Source organism: Porphyromonas levii DSM 23370 (genome assembly GCF_000379925.1).
Lineage (GTDB): Bacteria > Bacteroidota > Bacteroidia > Bacteroidales > Porphyromonadaceae > Porphyromonas_A > Porphyromonas_A levii.
Genome location: NZ_KB904262.1, coordinates 1 through 21240, shown reverse-complemented (window position 1 = coordinate 21240; position 21240 = coordinate 1). Strand labels below are relative to the sequence as shown.

General features: G+C 48.0%; 19 protein-coding genes and 1 pseudogene. All 20 read right to left on the bottom strand.

Annotated features, from left to right (window positions below; genetic code table 11):
* Positions 1–199 (bottom strand): annotated as a pseudogene (locus A3GG_RS0107010) (IS5 family transposase); the annotation flags it as partial.
* Between the two features lie 147 nt (positions 200–346).
* Positions 347–1171 (bottom strand): TatD family hydrolase, encoded by an 825-nt coding sequence (locus A3GG_RS0107005; protein ID WP_248637664.1) that lies wholly within the window; start codon positions 1169–1171, stop codon positions 347–349.
* Positions 1168–2130 (bottom strand): polyprenyl synthetase family protein, encoded by a 963-nt coding sequence (locus A3GG_RS0107000; protein WP_156808701.1) that lies wholly within the window; start codon positions 2128–2130, stop codon positions 1168–1170. Before A3GG_RS0107000 ends, A3GG_RS0107005 begins: the two co-directional genes overlap by 4 nt.
* Positions 2131–2134: 4 nt before the next feature.
* Positions 2135–4141, bottom strand: a complete 2007-nt coding sequence (locus tag A3GG_RS0106995) for an OPT family oligopeptide transporter (RefSeq protein WP_018358595.1) — start codon at positions 4139–4141, stop codon at positions 2135–2137.
* A gap of 27 nt (positions 4142–4168) precedes the next feature.
* Positions 4169–5359: a nicotinate phosphoribosyltransferase gene (pncB, locus tag A3GG_RS0106990; protein WP_018358594.1), complete on the bottom strand. Its 1191-nt coding sequence runs from the start codon at positions 5357–5359 to the stop codon at positions 4169–4171.
* 355 nt (positions 5360–5714) lie between these two features.
* A complete protein-coding gene (gene rfbC, locus A3GG_RS0106980; RefSeq protein ID WP_018358593.1) occupies positions 5715–6254 on the bottom strand; it encodes a dTDP-4-dehydrorhamnose 3,5-epimerase in 540 nt (179 codons plus the stop codon).
* Positions 6255–6263: 9 nt separating this feature from the next.
* Positions 6264–7910, bottom strand: coding sequence for a (E)-4-hydroxy-3-methylbut-2-enyl-diphosphate synthase (ispG, locus tag A3GG_RS0106975; RefSeq protein WP_018358592.1), 1647 nt, complete (start codon positions 7908–7910; stop codon positions 6264–6266).
* A gap of 1 nt (position 7911) precedes the next feature.
* Complete coding sequence (locus A3GG_RS0106970; RefSeq protein ID WP_018358591.1) at positions 7912–8526, bottom strand: DUF4230 domain-containing protein; 615 nt, start codon at positions 8524–8526, stop codon at positions 7912–7914.
* Positions 8523–9137 carry a DUF4230 domain-containing protein gene (locus A3GG_RS0106965; RefSeq protein WP_018358590.1) on the bottom strand — a complete coding sequence of 205 codons (615 nt, stop codon included), beginning with the start codon at positions 9135–9137 and terminating at the stop codon, positions 8523–8525. Before A3GG_RS0106965 ends, A3GG_RS0106970 begins: the two co-directional genes overlap by 4 nt.
* Before the next feature lie 568 nt (positions 9138–9705).
* Positions 9706–9960 (bottom strand): hypothetical protein, encoded by a 255-nt coding sequence (locus A3GG_RS0106955; protein WP_018358588.1) that lies wholly within the window; start codon positions 9958–9960, stop codon positions 9706–9708.
* A 210-nt stretch (positions 9961–10170) separates the two neighbouring features.
* Positions 10171–10674, bottom strand: coding sequence for an OmpH/Skp family outer membrane protein (locus tag A3GG_RS0106950; RefSeq protein ID WP_018358587.1), 504 nt, complete (start codon positions 10672–10674; stop codon positions 10171–10173).
* Between the two features lie 61 nt (positions 10675–10735).
* On the bottom strand, positions 10736–11281 hold the full coding sequence (locus tag A3GG_RS0106945; protein WP_018358586.1) for an OmpH/Skp family outer membrane protein: 546 nt from the start codon (positions 11279–11281) through the stop codon (positions 10736–10738).
* 20 nt (positions 11282–11301) lie between these two features.
* The gene (gene bamA / locus A3GG_RS0106940; RefSeq protein ID WP_018358585.1) at positions 11302–14088 is read right to left on the bottom strand and encodes an outer membrane protein assembly factor BamA; all 2787 of its coding nucleotides are present in this window, start codon (positions 14086–14088) and stop codon (positions 11302–11304) included.
* A 17-nt stretch (positions 14089–14105) separates the two neighbouring features.
* Complete coding sequence (gene uppS, locus A3GG_RS0106935; protein ID WP_018358584.1) at positions 14106–14846, bottom strand: undecaprenyl pyrophosphate synthase; 741 nt, start codon at positions 14844–14846, stop codon at positions 14106–14108.
* A gap of 5 nt (positions 14847–14851) precedes the next feature.
* Positions 14852–16234, bottom strand: coding sequence for a DUF6242 domain-containing protein (locus A3GG_RS0106930; RefSeq protein ID WP_018358583.1), 1383 nt, complete (start codon positions 16232–16234; stop codon positions 14852–14854).
* Between the two features lie 140 nt (positions 16235–16374).
* Positions 16375–16905 carry an alpha-ribazole phosphatase family protein gene (gene cobC / locus A3GG_RS0106925; protein ID WP_018358582.1) on the bottom strand — a complete coding sequence of 177 codons (531 nt, stop codon included), beginning with the start codon at positions 16903–16905 and terminating at the stop codon, positions 16375–16377.
* A complete protein-coding gene (locus A3GG_RS0106920; protein WP_018358581.1) occupies positions 16902–17663 on the bottom strand; it encodes an adenosylcobinamide-GDP ribazoletransferase in 762 nt (253 codons plus the stop codon). The genes cobC and A3GG_RS0106920 overlap by 4 nt, the downstream gene beginning before the upstream one ends.
* Positions 17664–17671: 8 nt before the next feature.
* Entirely contained in the window at positions 17672–18712 is a 1041-nt protein-coding gene (gene cobT / locus A3GG_RS0106915) for a nicotinate-nucleotide--dimethylbenzimidazole phosphoribosyltransferase (RefSeq protein WP_018358580.1), read from the bottom strand.
* A gap of 10 nt (positions 18713–18722) precedes the next feature.
* Positions 18723–19226: a bifunctional adenosylcobinamide kinase/adenosylcobinamide-phosphate guanylyltransferase gene (gene cobU, locus A3GG_RS0106910; RefSeq protein ID WP_018358579.1), complete on the bottom strand. Its 504-nt coding sequence runs from the start codon at positions 19224–19226 to the stop codon at positions 18723–18725.
* Positions 19226–20716, bottom strand: a complete 1491-nt coding sequence (cysS, locus tag A3GG_RS0106905) for a cysteine--tRNA ligase (protein ID WP_018358578.1) — start codon at positions 20714–20716, stop codon at positions 19226–19228. Before cysS ends, cobU begins: the two co-directional genes overlap by 1 nt.
* Between the last annotated feature and the right edge of the window lie 524 nt (positions 20717–21240).

Genomic DNA, 21240 nt, shown 5'->3' with positions numbered 1-21240 from the left:
TCAGAACACCATCATAGGTGGGCTCCCCTTGTGCTTCTGCTCTCTTATTGAGCTTTTTATTGATAAAGGTCTGTATGGGGCGCCAGTCAATAAGAATATCAACTTGCTCTAAGAAGCCATTACGTGCTTTGGCTCGTCTCTGCTCTGTGAAAACTTCTACAAAACTTGGATTATCGTTGGATGTACTCTTGAAAGACATATGGAATCAGTAATTATTCCTTGTTAAACATATACAAATATACTGATAACCAATGAGATAAACAAGTGTTTAACGCAGTTTTTTGTGCAACAGTCTCCTATTATGTAGGTTCAACTGCTTATAAACGAACAATGTAGCCTTTTGTGGTTATCCAATGGTTTGAGTGTGCAAGTTAAACATTTTTATCGAATTGACAAAGAGCTGCTGTCGTACCTCCGGAACACCCATGCCATACATTTCACTGAGCTTGGCTACGATATGGTGTAGGTAGGAGGGCTCGTTTCTCTTCCCTCTGTATGGTACAGGGCTGAGGAATGGGGCATCTGTCTCAATCAATACTCGATCAAGAGGAAGGTTATTTTTATAGATAACTACGTTCGGGTTATTCTTGAAGGTAATGACACCATTGATACCAATCATGAAACTGGGGCATTCCGTTAACGCTCGGAGTAGCTGCGTTTCGTTGCCTCCAAAGGAGTGCAGAGAGCCTCGCAAGCCTTTAGAAGCATATTCCGAGAGTATTGCAATGCTGTCCTCCTCGGCATCGCGGCTGTGTACGCTTACAGGTAGATTGTATTCTAACGACCAGTCTAGCTGGCGTCGAAATGCCTCTATCATTTCCTCTTTGTACTCTAGCTTCCAGTGATAATCAAGACCGACTTCTCCTACAGCTACATATCTTTCGGGTGCTCTTTGGAGTTCCGAATATAGAAAGGCTAGCTGCTCTTCCCAGTCCTTGCCTACATCTGTTGGGTGCAAGCCGATCATAGGGTAGCATTGCTTAGGATAGCGCTCACAGAGCGCCATCATCATTGGATAGCTTGCCCTATCAATATTGGGAAGGAGGAAGTAGTCCACCTCCGCATCGATTGCCCGAGTAATAACCTGGTCAACGTCTCTAGAGAAATCTAGTCGCTCCTCTTCATCGGCATAGTAAAGGTGGGTATGTGTATCTACCAATGGATACATCATACCTCCCTTGCTACCAATGAAGTAAATAGCTGCTTCAGAGCATCTGCTTCTACCGAAAGCTCATTGAGCACCCTCGTAGCATCGTCGCTAAGTCGTTGCACTTCCGACAACGCTGCTTCTCCAATGCCGAGGCGTGTATAGAGGGCAGTCATTGTGGCTATCTTCTCATCCTCATCAGCAATAGAGAGCGCCTCCTTTATAGCCATTGGCTCCTTGTTATAAGCCGTAAGCAATAGCCAAGTGCGCTTGCCCTCTAGAATATCGCCGCCTTGGCGTTTGCCAAACCCTGGGTTGCCATAGATGTCGAGGTAGTCGTCTTTGATTTGGAAAGCCAGTCCCATAATCTCCACTGCCTTCCATAGACGTTCGCGGTCTATCTCCGGAGCATCTGCCAAATAAGCACCCAGCGATACTGCACCACAGAAAAGGAAAGAGGTTTTGAGCCTAATCATATCCACGTATTCGGGAATTGTGATTTGGTCAAGTGCGCGAAGTTCATAGTCCATATCATACTGTTGCCCTTCACATACCGCCGTTGCCATATCGTTAAAGAGTCGTAGTGCTGTCGGTATTTTCTGGTCATCCAGCTGTGCCAGGTGCCTATACGCTTCCACCAGCATGCCATCCCCCGATAGTATTGCGGTATTGGCGCCCCACTTCTTATATACCGTGGGTTTGCCACGGCGGATAGGGGCATCGTCCATCACATCATCGTGGAGCAGCGAGAAGTTATGAAAGAGCTCTATAGCTCGCATTGCTGGAGCTATCTCAGAGCAATCTCCTTGGGGTTTGTATGCTTCGTAAGCCAGTAGGAGCATCAGAGGTCTCAATCGTTTACCCCCAAGCGCCATGATGTAATCCATTGGCTCGTATAGATTGCGAGGCTGGCGCTCCTCGAGCCCCAGCTTCGCAATCTCACTTTGTACTATCTCTATTTTATCTTTTATGTTCATCATCATTTGGTTAAGCCTCCACTTTGGCATTCTTGCTAGAGCGGAGAAGGTATAGGAATATAGCGCAATACATCACCACAGTCAGTACATGGCTCCATGGATTTGCCAACCAAGTTGTCAGTGTAAACTCTGTACCAGCGAGCTTTAGTATAGCACTCACGACGCCCATCAGTGCGCCACCAGCGATAAATCCAGATGCGAGGAGAGTCCCCTTGTCTACACGCGCCTTATTGAGCGCCTCATCCTTACTACGGCTACCTACATACCAGCTGATAAAGCCGCCAAAGAGTAGGGGTAGATTGAGGTGAAGTGGGATAAACATACCCAGTGCAAAAGGTAGCGCTGGTACCTTCAGAAGGGTTAGCACAAGGGCAAGTAGTGCCCCAATACCGTATAGTGCCCACTTAGCTCCTGAACCAGTCATTAGAGGCTCTATAAGTGCCGCCATAGCATTGGCCTGAGGGGCTTGGAGCGCATTATCTCCCGTAAAGCCGTAAGCTTTGTCTAGCAGTATAATCACACCGCAGACTGTAGCGGCAGATACTAGGGTGCCTAGGAATTTCCAGCTCTGTTGTACCTTAGGGGTTGTACCGAGCCAGTAGCCTATCTTGAGGTCGGTAATAAAACCACCAGCCATAGATAGAGCAGTACATACTACCACTCCAATGACAAGCGCCGAAACCATACCACTTGGTCCCTCCATTCCTACAGCCACAAGTACCACACTTGCTACAATGAGTGTCATGAGTGTCATACCAGACACAGGGTTGGAGCCGACAATGGCAATTGCATTTGCTGCTACCGTGGTGAAAAGGAAGGCGATAACAGCTACCAATATGAGTCCGATAACCGCCCATAGTAGATTGCCCTGTACTACTCCGAAGTAGAAGAAGATGAAGATGCAGACGAGTGCTAGTAGGATACCCCACACCACCATCTTCATGCTGATATCCTTGTCTGTACGTGGTAAGTTGGACTCTTCTCCACCGCCCTTTTGCTTCAGCTCTCGCTTGGCAAGACCTACAGCGCTCGAGATAATCCTCCTATTATTATAGATGCTAATCATACCTGCCATAGCGATGCCACCGATACCGATATTCCTGCCGTAGTTGAAGAATATCTCTGTTGCTGACATTTCGCTAATCGTCTGCGTGATATTGGGGTCTCCGAAAGCGATGATATCACCACCCCAGATGAGGTTCATGAGTGGGGTAATTACCCACCATACGAGTGCCGAACCCGCACAGATAATAGCTGCATACTTTAGTCCGATGATATAACCAAGCCCCATTACTGCGGCTCCGGTATTTAGGTTGAACTCCAACTTCGCCTTGTCGGCAATGGACTGCCCCCAAGGCAATACCTTGCTCGAGAAGATCTCGTGCCAAGCTCCGAAGCTAGATACAATAAAATCGTATAGACCACCAATCAGTCCTGATAAGAGAAGTGGCTTGGCTTGAGCACCGCCCTTCTCGCTACTCAGGAGTACTTGAGTAGTTGCTGTAGCCTCGGGGAACGGATACTCTCCGTGCATGTCCTTGACAAAGTACTTGCGGAATGGAATCAGCATAAGGATACCCAACACGCCTCCCAAGAGTGCGCTAATAAATATCTGGAGGAAATTAACCGTCATCTCGGGGTACTTAGCTTTCAGGATAAATATTGCGGGGATAGTGAAGATAGCACCTGCTACCACCACACCGCTCGAGGCACCGATACTCTGTATCATCACATTTTCGAGCAGTGCGCCTCTTCTTCTCATCGCTGTCGTGAGCCCTGCTGCGATAATTGCAATAGGGATAGCGGCCTCAAATACTTGCCCTACCTTGAGCCCAAGATAAGCCGTTGCGGCACTAAAGATTACCGCCATGATGATACCCCAACCTACACTATAGGCTGTGGCTTGCTTAGGTCGTTCCTCTGGACCTACTACGGGGCGATAGCTCTCGCCTGCTTTCAATGGTCGGTAGGCGTTCTCTGGAAGTTCGCCCTTACGTGTCTGCTTCTGTGTGTCCATGTTATATACTTTATTGTTTTATCTAGATCATTGCTTAATCCCAAGCGTCCTCTGAGCCAAGTCAATCTCATCGGGGTCACCTATATGCTTGCCCTCTACATCGGAGAGCTTCACACAGTGGTGCCACTTCTGCCGAGGTGATATCTGACAGCCGATGAGTTTCATCACGATATTGCGTGGTACCGTCTCATTCCCCACGTCATTGGTTAGATTAGTACCAATCCCAAACGTCGTAGTGATTCGCCCCTCACAGTACTCTTTTATCTGGACTGCCTTAGGGATATTGAGGCTGTCGCTGAATACGATATACTTGAGCATAGGATTGATCTTGAGCTCTTGGTATCTTTTTATTGCTTTCTCTGCGAACTCATAAGGGTCGCCACTATCATGGCGCATCGAGGTGAAGAGCATGGCGTGCTTTTTACTGAAGTTCTGCATAAATACATCAGTCGTATAGGTATCAGTGAGCACCGTGCCGAGGTCTCCGTCGTAAACGTTGATCCAGTCTTCCATAGACATGTAGTTCGCCATCTTGTAGCCATAGATAGCAGCGTGGAACTGTACCCACTCATGAGGGTGCGTACCACTTACTCTAAGGTTATGCTTCATAGCATAATAGACATTGCTGGTGCCGAAGAGACTATTCCCGGCATACTCCTTAAGCAACTGTGTCACCAAGTCTTCCACCTTCGAACTAAACCTCCGTCTCATCCCGAAGATAGAGACCTGTAGTCCATGCTCTTTCATCATAAGAGCCTTCTCAATAGTCGCCTTACGGACATGCTCAAGATCTGGCTGCTCATTCATCACTTTGTAGTAAAGCTCCGAAACAATAGCCAATATTGGTGTCTCCCACAATGTAACACGATAGAGTAGCCCCTCGGCACTAATATGTAGGTGCCGCTCCTCGTCAAGAGAAATCTTTACTTCGGATGGGTTAAATTGATACCCTCTTAGATAGTCGATATAGAAAGGAGGAAGGTAGGGACACTCACGACCGAGGAAGTCCGCTTCCTCATCTGTGAGCTTGAGCTGTGTCATCAGGTTTATCTCCTCTTGGAGTAGTGTGTCGAAACCCTCGGGATAAATTGTATTGTCACGATCCACAAAGGCAAACCGCCCTCGAGCTCTAGGGAAGAGCTTTGCATACGCATAGCTGGTGCTAAACTTATATAGATCCGTGTCCAAAATACTATTAATTATGCACTTCTTTTCCATTATTATAGGTCCCGCCCCATATTATACCCCACAAATTTAGCTTTTTTACCCCAGCTTTCCAAAAGACCTCTTCCGTAACTTCCTAGCTAACATTAGAAGCACAAGAGATCTAACTTAATTGTCAACAAAGTAATCGTTATCAATTTTCTTCACCTCATAGATCTGTTGGGTGGTGCGACCAAGATTATAGTCTATCATATAATCAGCTAGCTCCTCTCCATTTAATTTGGTATCATATTAATATGACTATTGTTTGTAATGATTATGTATAGGAAATGCCTTTTACTCTGATTCAGGTGTTTTAACCTCAATCAAGTGAACTGGCTCTACCATTACCAACATTATTTCGTCATTTTTATAGTAGGTGTGGGGCATCTTGGTCTTTGTCGGAAACGATAAGTTGGCTGAGGGGGAGGTATTTTTCTATCTCGGAGAGGAGGGCGGGGTGCTGATAGTTATAGGCTCTTTCGCTTTCGGGAGCATAGGGTGCATCTACTTTGTAGAGTACTCTGGTATTGTCTTCGAGGGCTAGGAAACCATGTGCGTAGCGGTTGGGAATATAGAGGGCTTGCCCGCTCTCGGGCGTGAGCTCAACCCCCACCACCTGTCCAAAGGTGGGGGATGTTGGCTCAATATCCATAGCAAAGTCAATGATGCGTCCCGAGACACAGCGCACTAGTTTGGCTTGTGCCATTGGTGCCTGTTGCGTGTGCATCCCACGGAATACACCTCGGTGCGAACAACTCATGTTGTCTTGTATAAAGTGTGGGTGATCGGTGAGGATACGTTGGAGTTCCTCCTCCTTAAATACTTCCATGAAGTAGCCTCGGGAGTCGTCGAAACGTCGGCTCTTTACCAATTGTAGTCCCTCAAGGGGTAGCTCAGTGATGTTCATGTCTATGGTTCAGAGTGTTTCGGGTTCCTTCCAATCACCATGCTCTTTGATGAGGTTAATCAGTTCGGTAACCGCCTCTTCCTGTGGAATATTGCGCTTGAGACGTTCCTTCTGTTTATAGAGATCCACCTTACCCGGGGCACTACCCACATAGCCATAGTCGGCATCTGCCATCTCTCCAGGACCATTCACGATACAACCCATTACCCCAATCTTGAGCCCTCGGAGGTGGCTTGTGGCTCCCTTAATCCGTGCTACGGTGCTCTGTAGGTCGAATAAGGTGCGCCCGCAGCTAGGGCAGGAGATGTAATCGGTGCGAGAGATACGGCGACGAGTAGCTTGTAGTAGTCCGAATGCAATGCTATTGATGGTGAGAGGGGCATCGATGTCGCTACGGAGATAAAGCCCCTGTAATTGTCCACGCATGAGGGCGCCTCCGAGCTGAAATCCCAACCATGTTGGTAGCTCCTCAAGGGCGCGCTTGCCACAATCAATGCGTAGGATATAGGGCTGCTCCATTGCCTGATCTAGTGCTGCAAGCATAAGGGTAGGGGCATAAGTGTAGGAGAGCTGTACCACTAGAAGCTCCCCTTCTTCGAGTTGCTGCCTAGGCTGCAGGAGCGCTTCGGTATCTAGAATGGTACGGAGCTTCGTTTGCCCTGTGACCTGAATATCGGGGCGCTCTTCGGGGAGTAGTCGACCAAAAGCATCGTCGGCATCCATAAGGACAAGTGGTCGCTCCTCGCTTCGGAATGGTGTGCCTTGGGTATCAAAGTCTAGTGTCTCAGAGTGAGCTAGTTCGTCTAGCGCCTGTAGCAATACTTTGGCGACAGGTATTTCCGCTTCGGGCTCTTCCGAAAGGCTTACCCTAATGGTGTCTCCTATGCCTTCGGAGAGAAGGGTGCCAATCCCTACAGCGCTCTTGATACGTCCATCCTCGCCATTACCAGCTTCGGTAACCCCTAGGTGCAGAGGGTAGTGCATGCCCGCAGTCTCCATACGCGCAGCCAGTAGTCGCACGGTGTGGGTCATGACTAGAGGGTTGGAGCTCTTGATAGAGAGGACCACATCGTGAAAGTGGGTACGATGGCATACATCGAGGAACTCCATACAGCTCTCTACCATCCCCTCGGGCGTATCTCCGTATCTACTCATGATACGATCGGAGAGGGAGCCGTGATTGACCCCTATGCGAATAGCGGTATGGTGCTGCTTGCAGTGCTCAAGGAAGTCTTCAAAACTCTCTTGGAGCCCTTTCACCTCTTCGGCGTATTCTGTATCGGTATACTCTATCTGCTTAAATCGGCGAGCTGGGTCGTAGAAGTTGCCTGGATTGATTCTCACTTTCTCCACATGGAGTGCGGCTTCGTAAGCAGCTTTGGGATTGAAGTGGATGTCTGCCGATAGCGGAAGCTGGCAACCAGCCTCTCGGATGCGCCTATGGGTTTCTCCTAGTGCTTTCGCCTCTCGGGGACCTTGGGCAGTGAGGCGAACCAACTGGGCACCTGCCTGATCAAGTCGTTGTATCTGTGCTACGGAAGCCTCTATGTCGTTGGTATCTACATTGGTCATCGACTGGATGACAATAGGGGCATCGCCTCCTATTTCTATCTGACCAACCCGAGCTGGGGTAGTCTGGCGTCTAGTATATCTCATTTTATTGGTCTAATGGTCTATATGAATCTATGGGTCTATCGCCCTCGGGAAGAGGGTCGGTATAATCTAGTAATATTACGGTGCCTGGTATGAGGCTGAACATCTTATGAATCATCTCAGTGGCCTGCGTCTTCGCTCTATCGAGTGAACCATCTCGCAGGAGCTGAGCACGAAGGGTTTTTATCGCCTTTGCCTTCATCTGGTTTTCGTCTTCTACTGAGAGCTGAGGCCCTTGGAGGCGGGTAAGGATATTCTCACCCCACACATCGAGCACACGGAATCCCTGTTGCTGTTCCTCGAGTATCTGTACTTGTGGTTCGGGCAAACGGAGATATAGGGTATCGCCAACGATGGCATGAGCCATTTGCTCTACATCGAAGTAGATACGGGTGCGGTAATAGCCTATGCCGAAAGCCCCGATACCTCCTTTTCGGAAAGTGACAGGAACCACCTGATCTCCTTCGAGAGCTGTAAGGCGTACGATCTCTTTGGCATCGCTGGATGCCGACAAAAGGATGGTATTTTCGGCTGGCTTTGCTGTGCACGAGCGGTAGAGTAAGGCACCTGATAGGACGAGCACAGCTGCGAGTATGAGATAGATAATGAGCTTCTTCATGACCTAAACGTAATCGTTACCTCCTTACAGCCTCGGGCGTGAAGCATGCCTGTGAAGTAGGCACGTGCTTTTCGCTCTGCCTGCTGAACTAAGTCTTTATGTTTGGGTGTGCCTGGTGCAAGTGCTTTGATGGCTAGCGCTGAAGCTTGGTTCTGCATTTGTCGGCGCTCTTCGCTGGAGATATTGGATTGTAGTCCGCTGACTCTCTCGTGGAGCTTACGGATCTCACCACTTCGCCCGATAGGCTCAATGTGAATTGCTGGTAGGGTAAGCCCAATGGCATGACGGGAGCCATCATAGCGAATATCTTCTTCCCGAAGCTGAGAGAGATCAATATAGGCGATGCTGAAGTTCTCGAAAGAGTAGACGCCAATGCGATCTCCTACAGTGAGAAGGTTATCAAGATAGTTGCTCACTTCGTCTAGAGTCATGATGAGCTTGAGCTTTTGCTCTTTTGGAGAGATAATGAATATTTCTTCGGTGCGGTACTCTATGAGTTCGAGCTTCCCTACCTCGTGAAGCTCAGTGAGGGTAGGCGCACTAGTCTCCTGCACCTCGGAGCAACTAGCTAGGAGGAGGATCAAAGTGAGGTATGTGAGTATCCTTTTCATCTGAATACAAAGATAGTAATAATGGGACTACTGCACAAGGAAGCGTTTCTGCCACTCTGTATTTGGGACGCAGACGCTTCCGTTGTATATGTAGTGTCGACCTATTTTATGCGTGAGTTCCTCTTCCAAAATATTTTCCACGCTTGGAAAGCAACCGTTCCAAGGCTGGAAACTTATCTTTCCAACGTTGGAAAACTATCTTTCCACGCTTGGAAATGTTGTACAAAAATAGTTGGTGGCAACCCCAATGTGGCGATTTCATATTGGCGCATACGGAGAATGTTGCACGAAGTGCCATTCTCGCCGATTTGCTTGCAAATCGGCTTAGACGTTGCGTGGTGGTGAAATACAAGGCACTGAGACTGAGGCTGACGGGAGCGTACTCACGTACGTGACCGAAGTCGAATGTCAAAAGTAACGCAGTAGTTCGCCACCGTGCAACAGTCTCATACGGCTGGTGGATGCTGGGGATAGGGGTTGGAGTGCCACGAGATATTAATAAAAAGAGCACCCACTGGGAAGTAATCCCTGTAGGTACTCTTGCATTTAGGTTCTGGGTAAAGACGGGTTACGCCTTGCTCTGTTCCAGTATCTCCTGAGCCTTGTCCCAAATGGTAACGTCGTCCAGTACGACAATACCACCCTCTGGCCCAGGCTCGAGGTGCGAACCAGTAGGCTCACCTTCCTTGAAGTTATTACCACCGAAGTAATTGCGGACGGTCTCTTCCTTAAGTCCCAGCTCATCAGCTATCTGTGCAATAGCTCCGTGTGGTAAGCTATTCTTAAACGCTCTCAACTTGTTAAATGTAACTGTCTTAGTCATGATTATATCAGTTTTATTGGTGTTGAAAATATTTGTCTGTTCACTCTCGGTTACGTGTCTATTTGAATTCTGCCACTAACTTACATATTTTTTCTGATACTAGCACAGCTTTTTGGGTTAATATTTGTCTTCCTTGTATGAAACAAGTGCCGTTGGCTTTGCATTACAAAACCAACGGCACTTGTTTCTATTACTCCTTATGGTAAAATATTACATACCAAGCTTAGCTTTTACCTTTGTGGTAGCATCAATAGCTGTAGAGTTGTTCATAAAGAGTACTGTAGCTGCATCTACAATGTAAGTGTAGCCGTTCTCATTGCCTACTGCTGCGATAGCATCTTGGATCTTCTTCTGGATAGGAGTAAGGAGCTCTACCTGCTTCTTCTGGTAGTCTTGCTGTGCTACCTGCTGAAGATCTTGGATACGCTTTGCCTGATCCTGAAGCTCTTGCTCACGACGGGTGCGGATGGTCTCGAGTAGACCTTCACGCTCTGCTTCGTATGCTTCGTACTTCTTCTGGAACTCTTCCTGCATTGCTACATGTGTATCCTCATACTTCTTGAGTAGGTTGTCGAGGGTCGTCTGCATTGCCTTAGTCTCTGGCATCTGCATGATGATGGAATTGACATCAACGACTGCAACCTTTTGCTCCTGAGCCAAACTCATTAGTGGCATAGCCATTAGGGCTACGAGGGAAAGTAAAATCTTCTTCATCTAAATCTTATTATCAATTTTGTTGTTATGTATTCTTGCTAAACGTTACAAAGCTACTCTTTTATTCTGAGACCCCTAGTACCATGAGCACATCATTGCTAATATCGGCAGCTGGGTCGGCATATATAATGGAGCCAACAGCGCTTGCACGGTCGAAGACCATGAGGGAGCCTCTACGCTGGCTGATGAGCTTGACGGCTTCGTATATCGTGTCTTGTATCGGCTTGATGAGCTTCTCCTGAAGCTTAGCTGCCTCGCCAGTCCGTCCGAAGTACTTCTGCTGTAGCTTGGATGCCTGTTCCTCAACTTGTACTATGGCATTCTCCCGTTTTACACGCTCGTCTGCCGACATCTTGTCTACGTCTTTCTGATACTTGATGTAGAGCTGCTTGGCTTTGTCATTGAGCTGAGTAATCTCTTTAGTCCACTTCTCAGTCTCCTTCTGAATCTGGTCTGTTGCCGACTTGTATTGCGGTATCTTCTCCATGAGGTACTGCATATCGATAAGTGCGTAGGAAGACTGTGACTGCTGCTGTGCAGATACTCCTACAAAAGCCACTACCATAAGGGCGACTGTGGCAAATAGTCTTGCGATTGTCTTCTTCATATCCTTATTCTCTTTTGTTATTAGAACTGCTGACCGAGGATAAAGTGGATATTGCTGCCGCCACGTGTGTTGCTGCCATCTGGGATGTCGAAACCGTAGCCCCAGTCAATACCCATAAGTCCTACCATCGGTAGCATAAATCTGACGCCTAGACCGGCTGAGCGTTTAAGCTGGAAGGGGTTCATGTCTTGGATACGCTCCCAAGCATTTCCTGCTTCGGCAAAGGCGTGGATCCAAATCATGGTGCTATTCTCGGAAATCACTGGGTAGCGAAGCTCCATGAAGAACTTGCTGTAAGCGTAAGCGCCACGACCACTAGCACCCGAGATACTTCCATTCTTGTAGCCGCGGAGTCCAACCATCTCGTTGAGATAACCGCCGTAGTAGCCGCTCATACCGTCACCACCCATGTAATAAGTGCCGAATGGGGAGCGCTTGAACTGATTGTAGTTGCCAATCACTCCACTCTCTGCGCTAAACATGAGTACAGGGGTGCGCTTGTTGGTCGTAGGGTCGAGGAGCGGGATAAATACCTGTCCCTTACCCTTAATCTTGTAGTACTCTATAAACTTATTGCGTATCGCTTGGTTGATGTTGGGGTTGGAGTAATCAATCCCATCAAACAAAGAGTATGGGAGAGTCGAGCTTAGGCTCAGCGAGAAGTCTGATCCCATACGAGTATATACCGGATCGTTAATGGAGCTTCTAGAGAGGGTTAGGCTAAGGTTGATATCGTTAGCAGTACCATTCTCCATGCCAAAGTTGTAGTAGTAGGAGCTCCAGTTCTTCATCCTATACATCGTGTAGTTGATGGCTGCCTGGAATTGGAAACGGTCGTCTGGCCAAGTGAGTCGCTTACCATACGCTACGCTGAGACCAAGCATATCCAAGGTCTTATCGGGGTCGTAGGCACTCTCGTAGAGTGCTTGGTACTGCTCCTGCATCATACCATAGTTATAGCCATAACCACCATAACCACCATAGCCGCCGTAACCACCATAGCCGCCGTATGGGCTATAGCCATAACCATAGCCGCCGTAACCTCCGTATGGATTGTAGCCATAGGGACTATAACCGTATGGGTTCATAGTCTGGAGCGTAGACATTTGGTTATTGAAGTAGCGACGATTGATATCGGTCTGCCTACTGTAGTATGCCGAGATATTCAGCATATTAGGACGCTTACGACCAAACCAAGGATCCATGAACTGGACACTATAGCTCTGGTAGTAGCGGGCATTAGTCTGAGCGCGAAGTGAGAGGGTTTGTCCATCGCCTCGTGGTAGGAATCCCTTGTATGAAGATGGATTGAAGAGGTTGCGCATAGAGAAGTTGGTGAACTTCAATCCTGCCATTAGGATGAGACCAGATTGGCTCCAACCTACAGATAGTTCTACTTGGTCGTTGCTCTTTGGTACAAGGTTCCAAGCGATGTCTACAGTACCATTGTCTTCGTTAGGGATAATCTCAGGTGCAATCTTCTCCTGATCGAAGTGCCCCATGTTATTGATCTGCTCCATCGTACGCATGATGTACTGGCGATTGAAGAGCATACCTGGCTTAGTATATATCTCGCGCCTAATGACCTCTTCGTATACGTGCTCATTACCAGAGATAACGACTTTGTTGATGGTGGCAGGCTTACCCTCGTGGATGCGGATATCGAGTGATACTGAATCTCCCTTTACCTCGGTTTCGATTGGCATCATATTGATGAAGAGATAGCCGTTATTGGAGTAGATGTTGCTAATTGCATCTTCGTCCTTCACCATACGGTCATTGAGCTTCTTCTGATCATAGACATCTCCCTTCTTGAGGGCGAGAAGGCGCTCTAGGTCAGCCGTAGAGTACTTCGTGTTACCTACGAAGTTGATATCCTTGATGTAGTATTTTTGTCCCTCGTTGATATGGATGTCGATAGCAATCCTTTTGTCATTGTATCGGTAAATCGTATCTTTTAGAATCTCTGCATCACGATAGCCGTACTCATGGTAAAGGTCAATGATATTCTTTAGATCAGCTTTGTAGTCTGCCTCCAAGAACTTCTTTTGACTAAAGATCTCCAATAAACTTGGGATGAAGCGCTTTAATAGACTAAACTTCTCATTGGTCTTCTTCATCGCCTTACGGAGTTGATTGTCCGTTAGTTGCTCATTGCCGTAGAAGTTAATCTGCTCTACACGAGTCTTGGTATTCTTCTGGATGTTGAAGGCAAGGTCTACATACCCTTCTCTATTAGGGTCGGGGGTGAGTGTACTCTCTACAGAGGCTTCGCTGAAACCCTTCTCGTCGAAGTAGCGCTTTATCTCTATCTTGGAGCGGTCAATGATATTTGGCGTAACCTGTGTGCCTTGCTGAAGTGCTAGTAGCTTACCTTTCTTCAGGTCGTCTACTTCGCCCTTCTTGATACCATATAGGTTAAGTGTAGCGAGCCTAGGGTGCTCAGCAATATTAATCCTAAGCCACACAGAGTCTCCTTCTATCTTGGTCGCATTGATACCTACCTCGCTGAAAAGACTGTTCTTGAGGTAATTCTTAACCGCCCTAGTAATCTCTTCCCCTGGTATAGTTATCCTTTGTCCCACCTTGAGACCAGAGATATTGATTACCACCTGCTCCTCATAGCTCTTATTACCTACGAGTTCGATTCCCGCAATTACCTTTTCTGTAGGACGAGAGTAGGAGATCACAGGAGTTTGGTCTACTTGTGCATGAAGACTAGGGAGCATACAGCTACCTATCACGAGTGCCATAGCCAGTCGGTATATTTGCTTCACCATCTTACGTCTCTGCATTATATTGCCCATTATCATCAGATCTCAATTTATTTATCTTCGCTCACCTGTTCTCCGGTCATGCCAAATCGTCTTTCCCTCCCTTGATAGTCCACAATCGCCTTGTAGAGCTCCTCTGCATTAAATTCCGGCCAAAAGACTGGCGTAAAGTACAATTCGGTATACGCCAATTGCCATAGTAGGAAATTGCTAACCCTAAATTCCCCACCTGTACGGATCAGTAGGTCGGGGTCTGGTAGCTCTGGGAGGTAAAGCTCTTTCACGAAGTCCTCTTCGGTGATATCCTTTGTACCTTTTGCTGCTAGGCGACGAGCTGCTCTTACAATCTCAGAACGTCCTGAGTAGTTAATAGCCAACACTACACGGCATCCCGTATTATTCTTTGTCTCTTCTATAGCCTTGTAAAGTGCCTCTCTAGGCGACTCGGGGATATCCTCGATATTCCCGAGAACCTCTAGGCGTACGCGGTTCTCGTTGAGTTCATCTAGCTCGTTGTGTACAGCGCTTACCAAGAGTTCCATTAGAGCCTCTACCTCTTCCTTAGGTCTATTCCAATTCTCTTCGGAGAAGGTATACAAGGTGAGTACTTTTACCCCTACCTTATTGGCAGCCGTTAGTACAGTACGTACGGATTCTACACCGTGTTTGTGCCCGTAAGTGCGCTCATGTCCAGCCTGTTTAGCCCAACGCCCATTGCCATCCATGATGATCGCAATGTGCTCAGGTATTCTTGTGCGGTCTATCTTCGCTAGGTAGCTTTGGTCTATCATTGTGTTTACTCCCAATTATTGATAATACCACCAGTTGTATCGAGTAGACCGTGCCAAATCTCTTGGCTAGGTTTGCCATTGACAACACCGCCAAAGATGTACACTTGTAGCTGATTACCACTTCCTGTCGCATATCCCGATGCATGGTGACGAGCCAAGAAAGCTCCGTTTGGAAGCTCTTGCTCTGGTAGCACCTTCCATGTGATGCCACGGTCTACACTCCTCTTGATTGAGTTGGAGTCCCCAGTCTTAGGGTAAGTACCACCGATCACAAATATTTCAGAGTCGTTTCCCGTCCTTAGGTATAGACCACCACTCATCGGCAGAGGTTGGTCGGCAGTTTGGTAAGGTGTTACACCCCACTTGTCGCTACCCGATAGGAAGAAGCTCTTGGGTGCAGCAGTACCAGCACTTGTCTTGCCACCAAATAGCGTCGTAGAGGTCGCCCCAGAATAGTTGTATGTGTAGACGAATGCCTCAGTTACCGGGAATCCGCTTGGTACATTGCCCTTCTTCTCTATGCCACTTGCAGTGATCTCATAGCTAGCATAGGTATCTCCCTCACGGCCGATAGCCGTAAATACAAGCTGGTTGTCTAGCTTATTGGTCTCGCCAACCAACTGAGTAAGAACAACGCTTCCTACTGGGTGCTTTGTCCAACTCTTTAGATCGCGACTCTTGTATAGCGCTCCCGCTTTGTCTAGTACCCATACCAGCCCCTTGCTGTCTACAATGAGCGTGGTTGGCAGAAGCATTTTGGGAAGAGCTACACCTGCGGCCTCGGTAAAGGTCGTATTTGTATAGCTGTACAGCTTACTACCGCCATCGCTTGTGCGTGCGAGCCAATATTGGGTGTCCCCCAAAGTAAATGCCTTCGCTTCTTCGGCGGCAATAGGCATCTGGGTGCTCTCCTTGACCCAAGTAAACTTATCTGGGTTATAACCATAGGTCATAATCCTCATGTTGTAGGTAAGGGTAGGTTTGCCCTCAATCTCGATAGAGATACGGAACTTACCTCCTGTGGCATCTATACGATTGAGCTTCTTACGAGGATTATAGACAGCTACCTTCTTGGTCTCTTCGTTCAATATCCTAACCACCGCTTCCGATGTCACCTTCATATCGAGATCAAGTGAATCGTAGTGGCTTTGATAGGGAAGCGGCACCTTGTTCCAGATACGCATCACCCTATTATCAATATGGAAATCGAGATTCGGAAGAGCCTTCGCTCCCTCCTCCTTAGGCTTAGGGAAGCTAGCGGCGATGTGACCAGGAAAGGTAAAACTAGGATTTACTGGCGGCTCATAGCGTGCAGTATCCTTTCTACAACCAGAAAGAACCAGAAGCGTAAGCACCGCGCAGCTCACTATCCATCTATATCTCTTCATATCTCAATATAAATCCATTAGCCCAAAGGGATATACACCCCCTTTTACTACATTATACAATCACGCAAAGTTACTCTTTTTTCTCAAGTATACCGCCCTTTACTAGGTGCAATCTGCTCTTTTATGAGGTTTTAAGTTCTCTACAGCTGGTACTTAACGATACTTCCGTATCCCTGAATATACTTGGGTGCATCAATCATCTCATATAGCCCTAAGTAGGCCCCGATGGCCATTTGTACTCCTCCGTGTGCAAAGGCAAGGAACCGCTTATGCTCTGAGCTTCTCAGCTCCTCCACGAAGCCTCCTAGTCTCTCCACCAGTTGCGCAAAGCTCTCCCCATTAGTTGGTACCACGTGGATATAGTCCTCGTACCAAAGCTGCATCTGAGGGTCGGTAATCTCATCATATCTCTGCATCTCCCAGTCTCCGAAGTGCTGCTCTCTCAGTCTCGCATCTATCGGCGCACCTTCGTACCCTACAGCCTTAGCTAGACGTATTGCCCTAGATAAGGGACTCGTAAGAATCACATCGGGGATATATCCCTTTAGGTTTTGTGCTACCACAGCAGCCTCCTCGGGGAAGCTCTCCTTGAGTCCTACATCGGTGCCGCCATAACAGACACCCTCGGGGACATCTACAGCGGTGTGACGGACTACCCAAAGCTCTTTCATGCCATTACCCATATCGCTAAAAAACTAATCACTTCGCAGATGAGAAAGGTAGCGCCACAGCAGTCGCCAGTGTAGCCACCAATCTTCCGCTTCATCATCCATACTAATACAAAGAAAGTCACTGCCGAAAAGAGGAGCACCCACCACCCCATGGGGTGCCATAGAGCTATGGGGAGAAGACCGAATATTGCGGCTATGAAGAAGAGACCTATATGAGGGTGGCGCTCATAGACTACACCCATCTTGGCCTGTGCTTCTGTGCGGGCATAGGTGAGCAAGCGTGGTAAGTTAGAGCCCACAAACTTGCTCACTGGGTCGGCTATCAGTACCGTCATGGCAGCTGTTTTTAGTGGCATATATCCCAGCAAGCCTACCCATAGGATAGCATAGCAGACGAAGCCAATCACCGCAAACGCCCCAGTGTGGCTATCCTTCATAATCTCGAGCGTACGCTCCTTGGTGTGACCTCCACCGAAACCGTCGAAGAGATCCATTAGTCCATCCTCATGCATCCCACCCGTGAGTAGGATACGGAAAGCAAAGGCAAAAGCGACTGCGATAACGACAGGGGTGAATTGCCCCATACCTAACAGCACTCCCGCAGTAAGTGGTCCAGTAAGCCAGCCCACAATAGGCCAGTAGTAGACTACTCTCTCGTAATGCTCCTTGGGCACTTGCTTCACCTCCCAGATAGGCAGGCGAGTAAGTGCCGTAAATGTTGCAATGATGTCGTAATAGAATCTCTTAGCGCTACTCATCCTTACTCTCAGAAGTACTTCTCGATACAGTTCTCCCCACTAAAAAGCGACATCTCGGTCATCATCAGTACTGCCGACTTGATGATAGGGTAGGCGGTAACCGCACCTGTACCCTCACCGAGCTTCATGCCAAGGTCTAGTAGAGGTCGTACTCCAAGGTAGTTAAGTAGCTTGGCATGCCCTTTCTCATCTCCTTTATGACCAAAGATAGCATACTCTAGTACTGTGGGATTAAGCTGTGCAGCCATCAGCATGCAGGAGGTCATGATAAACCCATCCACGACAATCGTCATGCGTAGTTCAGCTGCCCTGAGCATCGCACCTACCGTCATTACCATTTCAAAGCCCCCAAAGTAGCGCATTACCTCTTCGGCATTCATCTCCTTCGGTGCATTGGCAACCGCTTGGGTCAGTATATTGTACTTGTGCTCCATCTCAGTGCCATAGAGTCCACTTCCCGCTCCTACACAGTCACTAAGTGGGATATTAGTTATCTTGTGCATCCATATTGCCGAAGGGCTTGTATTCCCAATCCCCATCTCTCCAAACGAGATGATATTACAGCCCTTGTTGTTGGCAATCTCACTTTGTCTTGCCCCATGCTCTATACAGAGCTGGCACTCCGCCTCGGTCATTGCTGCCTCGTAGAGAAAGTTGGAAGTCCCCTTCCTTATCTTCCTATCTACGATTCCTAAGTCGGCTGGAATATCATAGTCTACGCCCGAGTCTACGATTACCAGCTCTATATCGTGCTGACGAGTGAGGTAGTCGATAGAGGTACCACGTCTCTTGAAATTGAGCGTCTGTTGCCAGGTGACTTCTCGTGGCGACTTGCTCACATGCTCCCGCTCGATACCATGGTCTGCCGAGAATAATATATGGTGTGGCTTATGTAGCGTAGGGTGTAGCTTCCCTTGTATCAGGGCTACCTGTAGCGCTATCTCCTCCAGTCTTCCCAGTGACCCTTTGGGTTTGGCGATATCGTCAATGTAACGTAGTACTTCCTCCCTCAGCTCCTGATCTAATGGTTGAATCTTGAATTTACGCATAGTATATTGGTTATTTTACTTTAAGTGGTATGCCGCTTACCATGAATATTACTTCATCGGCTTGTTGCGCAATATGTTGATTGACCCATCCTTGCAAGTCGGTATATTTTCGCATCATCGCATTGTCCGAGACGCCCCCCATACCCACTTCATTGGTAACTACTATATAAGTGGCAGGGTGGTTTACAAGACGGGCAAACTCCTCTTTCAGGAAGTCTAAAGCCTTGTCTATATCTTCACGCATCATAAAGAATACGTTAGTCGTCCACAGCGTGAGACAGTCTAGCAACACCACCTTTCCAGTGCAGTCTAACTGTCCAAGATGCACCGGTTCCTCGATGGTACGCCAATTGTTGCCTCTGCGTTCCTGATGCCTACGGATACGATCTTTCATCTCTCCGTCTCGTGCCTCGGCCGTGGCAAGGTATATAGGATGGTCGGAGAGCGCTAGTGCCCTTCGCTCAGCTTCTGTGCTTTTGCCCGAGCGCGCTCCTCCAGTAATCAGTATTATCATTAGAGCTTCCAGCTACTGCCGTCCTTGCCGTCCATAATCTCGAAGCCGATCTTTTTCAGCTCGTCACGTATCTTGTCGGAGGTTGCCCAGTCCTTTGCCGCTTTTGCCCCTTGCCTAATCTCTAGTAGCAAGTCCATTGCCTTGCCAAAGGCTTCTAGGTGCGCCGAACTCTCTCCCGCTCCCATCTGCTTCATGCCGAGGATGTCGAAGAAGAAAGTGTCGAATAGCTCCTTAAGTGTAGATACCTGTTCGGCAGTCAGTCCATTCTCGCCGTTCTTAGCTTGGTTGATGCGTCGAGTCGCGTCGAATAGTTCGGCTATCACCTTAGGGCTATTGAGGTCGTCATTGAGCGCTGCATAGCAATTGCCTGCATAGTCGGGCAGTGCTTCAGTCTCTATCTCAATAGTCTTAATGCTACCAAGCGCAGCATAGGCATCCATCATACGCTCCATTCCTTTGCTGGATGCTTGCAGCGCTTCATTGCTAAAGTCTACGGTAGACCTATAGTGTGCCTGAAGTATGAAGAAGCGGATCACCATAGGGCTATATGCCTGATCAAGTAGCTGGTGGTCTCCAGAAAAGAATTGTTCGAGGGTAATGAAGTTGCCCAGACTCTTGCCCATCTTTTGCCCTTTGATGGTAATCATATTATTGTGCATCCAGATAGGGACAATCTCTTTGCCCTCTGCTGCTACAGCCTGAGCTATCTCGCACTCGTGGTGAGGGAAGATGAGATCCATCCCACCTCCATGAATATCGAACCCATCACCTAGATACTTGCGCCCCATAGCAGTACACTCGGCATGCCAACCTGGGAATCCATCGCTCCATGGTGAAGGCCAACGCATAATGTGCTCAGGGCTCGCTTTCTTCCAGAGAGCGAAGTCCACAGAGTTCTTCTTCTCGTCTTGACCGTCCAGTTCGCGCGTGTTAGCAATCATATCCTCTACGTTGCGCCCTGAGAGAACGCCGTATTTATGATCTTTATTGTACTTCTCTACATCGAAGTAGACTGACCCTTCCGACTCATAGGCATACCCTGCGTCCAGAATCTGCTGTACTAGCAATATCTGCTCTATGATATGCCCACTTGCCATGGGTTCTATAGATGGCGGAAGCACGTTGAGTGCGTCCATATCCTTATGATAGCGTGTGAGGTAGTGTTGGACTACTTCCATAGGCTCCAATTGTTCCAAACGTGCCTTCTTAGCAATCTTATCCTCCCCCTCATCGGCATCGTGCTCTAAGTGACCTACGTCGGTGATATTACGGACATAGCGAACCTTGTACCCGAGGTGTGTGAGGTAACGAAAAAGAAGGTCGAAGGTAATGGCAGGACGAGCATGCCCCAAGTGAGCATCGCCGTAGACTGTAGGCCCACAGACATACATACCTACATGGGGTGACTGCTTAGGCTGTAGTATCTCCGTGCGACGGGTTCGGGTATTGTAGACCGTGAGCTGCTCTCTGATCTCCTCTTTACTCTTCATAAATATCTATATATATAATGTGTACTCCTAAAAAGACTTCACAAACTTAACCATATTTTGTGAGATAGGCGTATAGAGGATATAATAATAGTCCCATTCTCTACACTGTGGTTGTTATTAGATAGGTAAGCGAGCGTATGGCTCTGGAGCACCTCTGCACCGAGTATGGCATGTGACACCCCCATGTAATCGTATAGCCCCAAATTGCGATCAGGCGAGCGCCCGCAGCGACTTGCCCCTAGCCCAAGTTTGACCCCTGGAGTATATTTTGAGGTGGTTTTTGGGCATTTTGAGGAGTGAAATGCTGATTTCATCGGGGTAGTTGTTTTTTAAATCGAAATGTAGTACACAGCGGTGGATTTTTTTATCCTTACCTTTGTGGCACTATGCATTTTATTTCGCAGACAAGATATAATCCGGATTCTGGTAGGGACGAAAAGTACTACCGTATCAAAGAGTCTTTTCGGGATAAGTTGGGGAGAGTGCGTTCGCGTATTCTGCTCAACGTCGGATTTTGGTCTGGT

Coding starts and splice junctions, on each gene's coding strand:
- A3GG_RS0107005 (WP_248637664.1), bottom strand. CDS start 1,171: ATGATGTATCCATTGGTAGATACACATACCCACCTTTACTATGCCGAT.
- A3GG_RS0107000 (WP_156808701.1), bottom strand. CDS start 2,130: ATGATGATGAACATAAAAGATAAAATAGAGATAGTACAAAGTGAGATT.
- A3GG_RS0106995 (WP_018358595.1), bottom strand. CDS start 4,141: ATGGACACACAGAAGCAGACACGTAAGGGCGAACTTCCAGAGAACGCC.
- pncB (WP_018358594.1), bottom strand. CDS start 5,359: ATGGAAAAGAAGTGCATAATTAATAGTATTTTGGACACGGATCTATAT.
- rfbC (WP_018358593.1), bottom strand. CDS start 6,254: ATGAACATCACTGAGCTACCCCTTGAGGGACTACAATTGGTAAAGAGC.
- ispG (WP_018358592.1), bottom strand. CDS start 7,910: ATGAGATATACTAGACGCCAGACTACCCCAGCTCGGGTTGGTCAGATA.
- A3GG_RS0106970 (WP_018358591.1), bottom strand. CDS start 8,526: ATGAAGAAGCTCATTATCTATCTCATACTCGCAGCTGTGCTCGTCCTA.
- A3GG_RS0106965 (WP_018358590.1), bottom strand. CDS start 9,137: ATGAAAAGGATACTCACATACCTCACTTTGATCCTCCTCCTAGCTAGT.
- A3GG_RS0106955 (WP_018358588.1), bottom strand. CDS start 9,960: ATGACTAAGACAGTTACATTTAACAAGTTGAGAGCGTTTAAGAATAGC.
- A3GG_RS0106950 (WP_018358587.1), bottom strand. CDS start 10,674: ATGAAGAAGATTTTACTTTCCCTCGTAGCCCTAATGGCTATGCCACTA.
- A3GG_RS0106945 (WP_018358586.1), bottom strand. CDS start 11,281: ATGAAGAAGACAATCGCAAGACTATTTGCCACAGTCGCCCTTATGGTA.
- bamA (WP_018358585.1), bottom strand. CDS start 14,088: ATGGGCAATATAATGCAGAGACGTAAGATGGTGAAGCAAATATACCGA.
- uppS (WP_018358584.1), bottom strand. CDS start 14,846: ATGATAGACCAAAGCTACCTAGCGAAGATAGACCGCACAAGAATACCT.
- A3GG_RS0106930 (WP_018358583.1), bottom strand. CDS start 16,234: ATGAAGAGATATAGATGGATAGTGAGCTGCGCGGTGCTTACGCTTCTG.
- cobC (WP_018358582.1), bottom strand. CDS start 16,905: ATGAAAGAGCTTTGGGTAGTCCGTCACACCGCTGTAGATGTCCCCGAG.
- A3GG_RS0106920 (WP_018358581.1), bottom strand. CDS start 17,663: ATGAGTAGCGCTAAGAGATTCTATTACGACATCATTGCAACATTTACG.
- cobT (WP_018358580.1), bottom strand. CDS start 18,712: ATGCGTAAATTCAAGATTCAACCATTAGATCAGGAGCTGAGGGAGGAA.
- cobU (WP_018358579.1), bottom strand. CDS start 19,226: ATGATAATACTGATTACTGGAGGAGCGCGCTCGGGCAAAAGCACAGAA.
- cysS (WP_018358578.1), bottom strand. CDS start 20,716: ATGAAGAGTAAAGAGGAGATCAGAGAGCAGCTCACGGTCTACAATACC.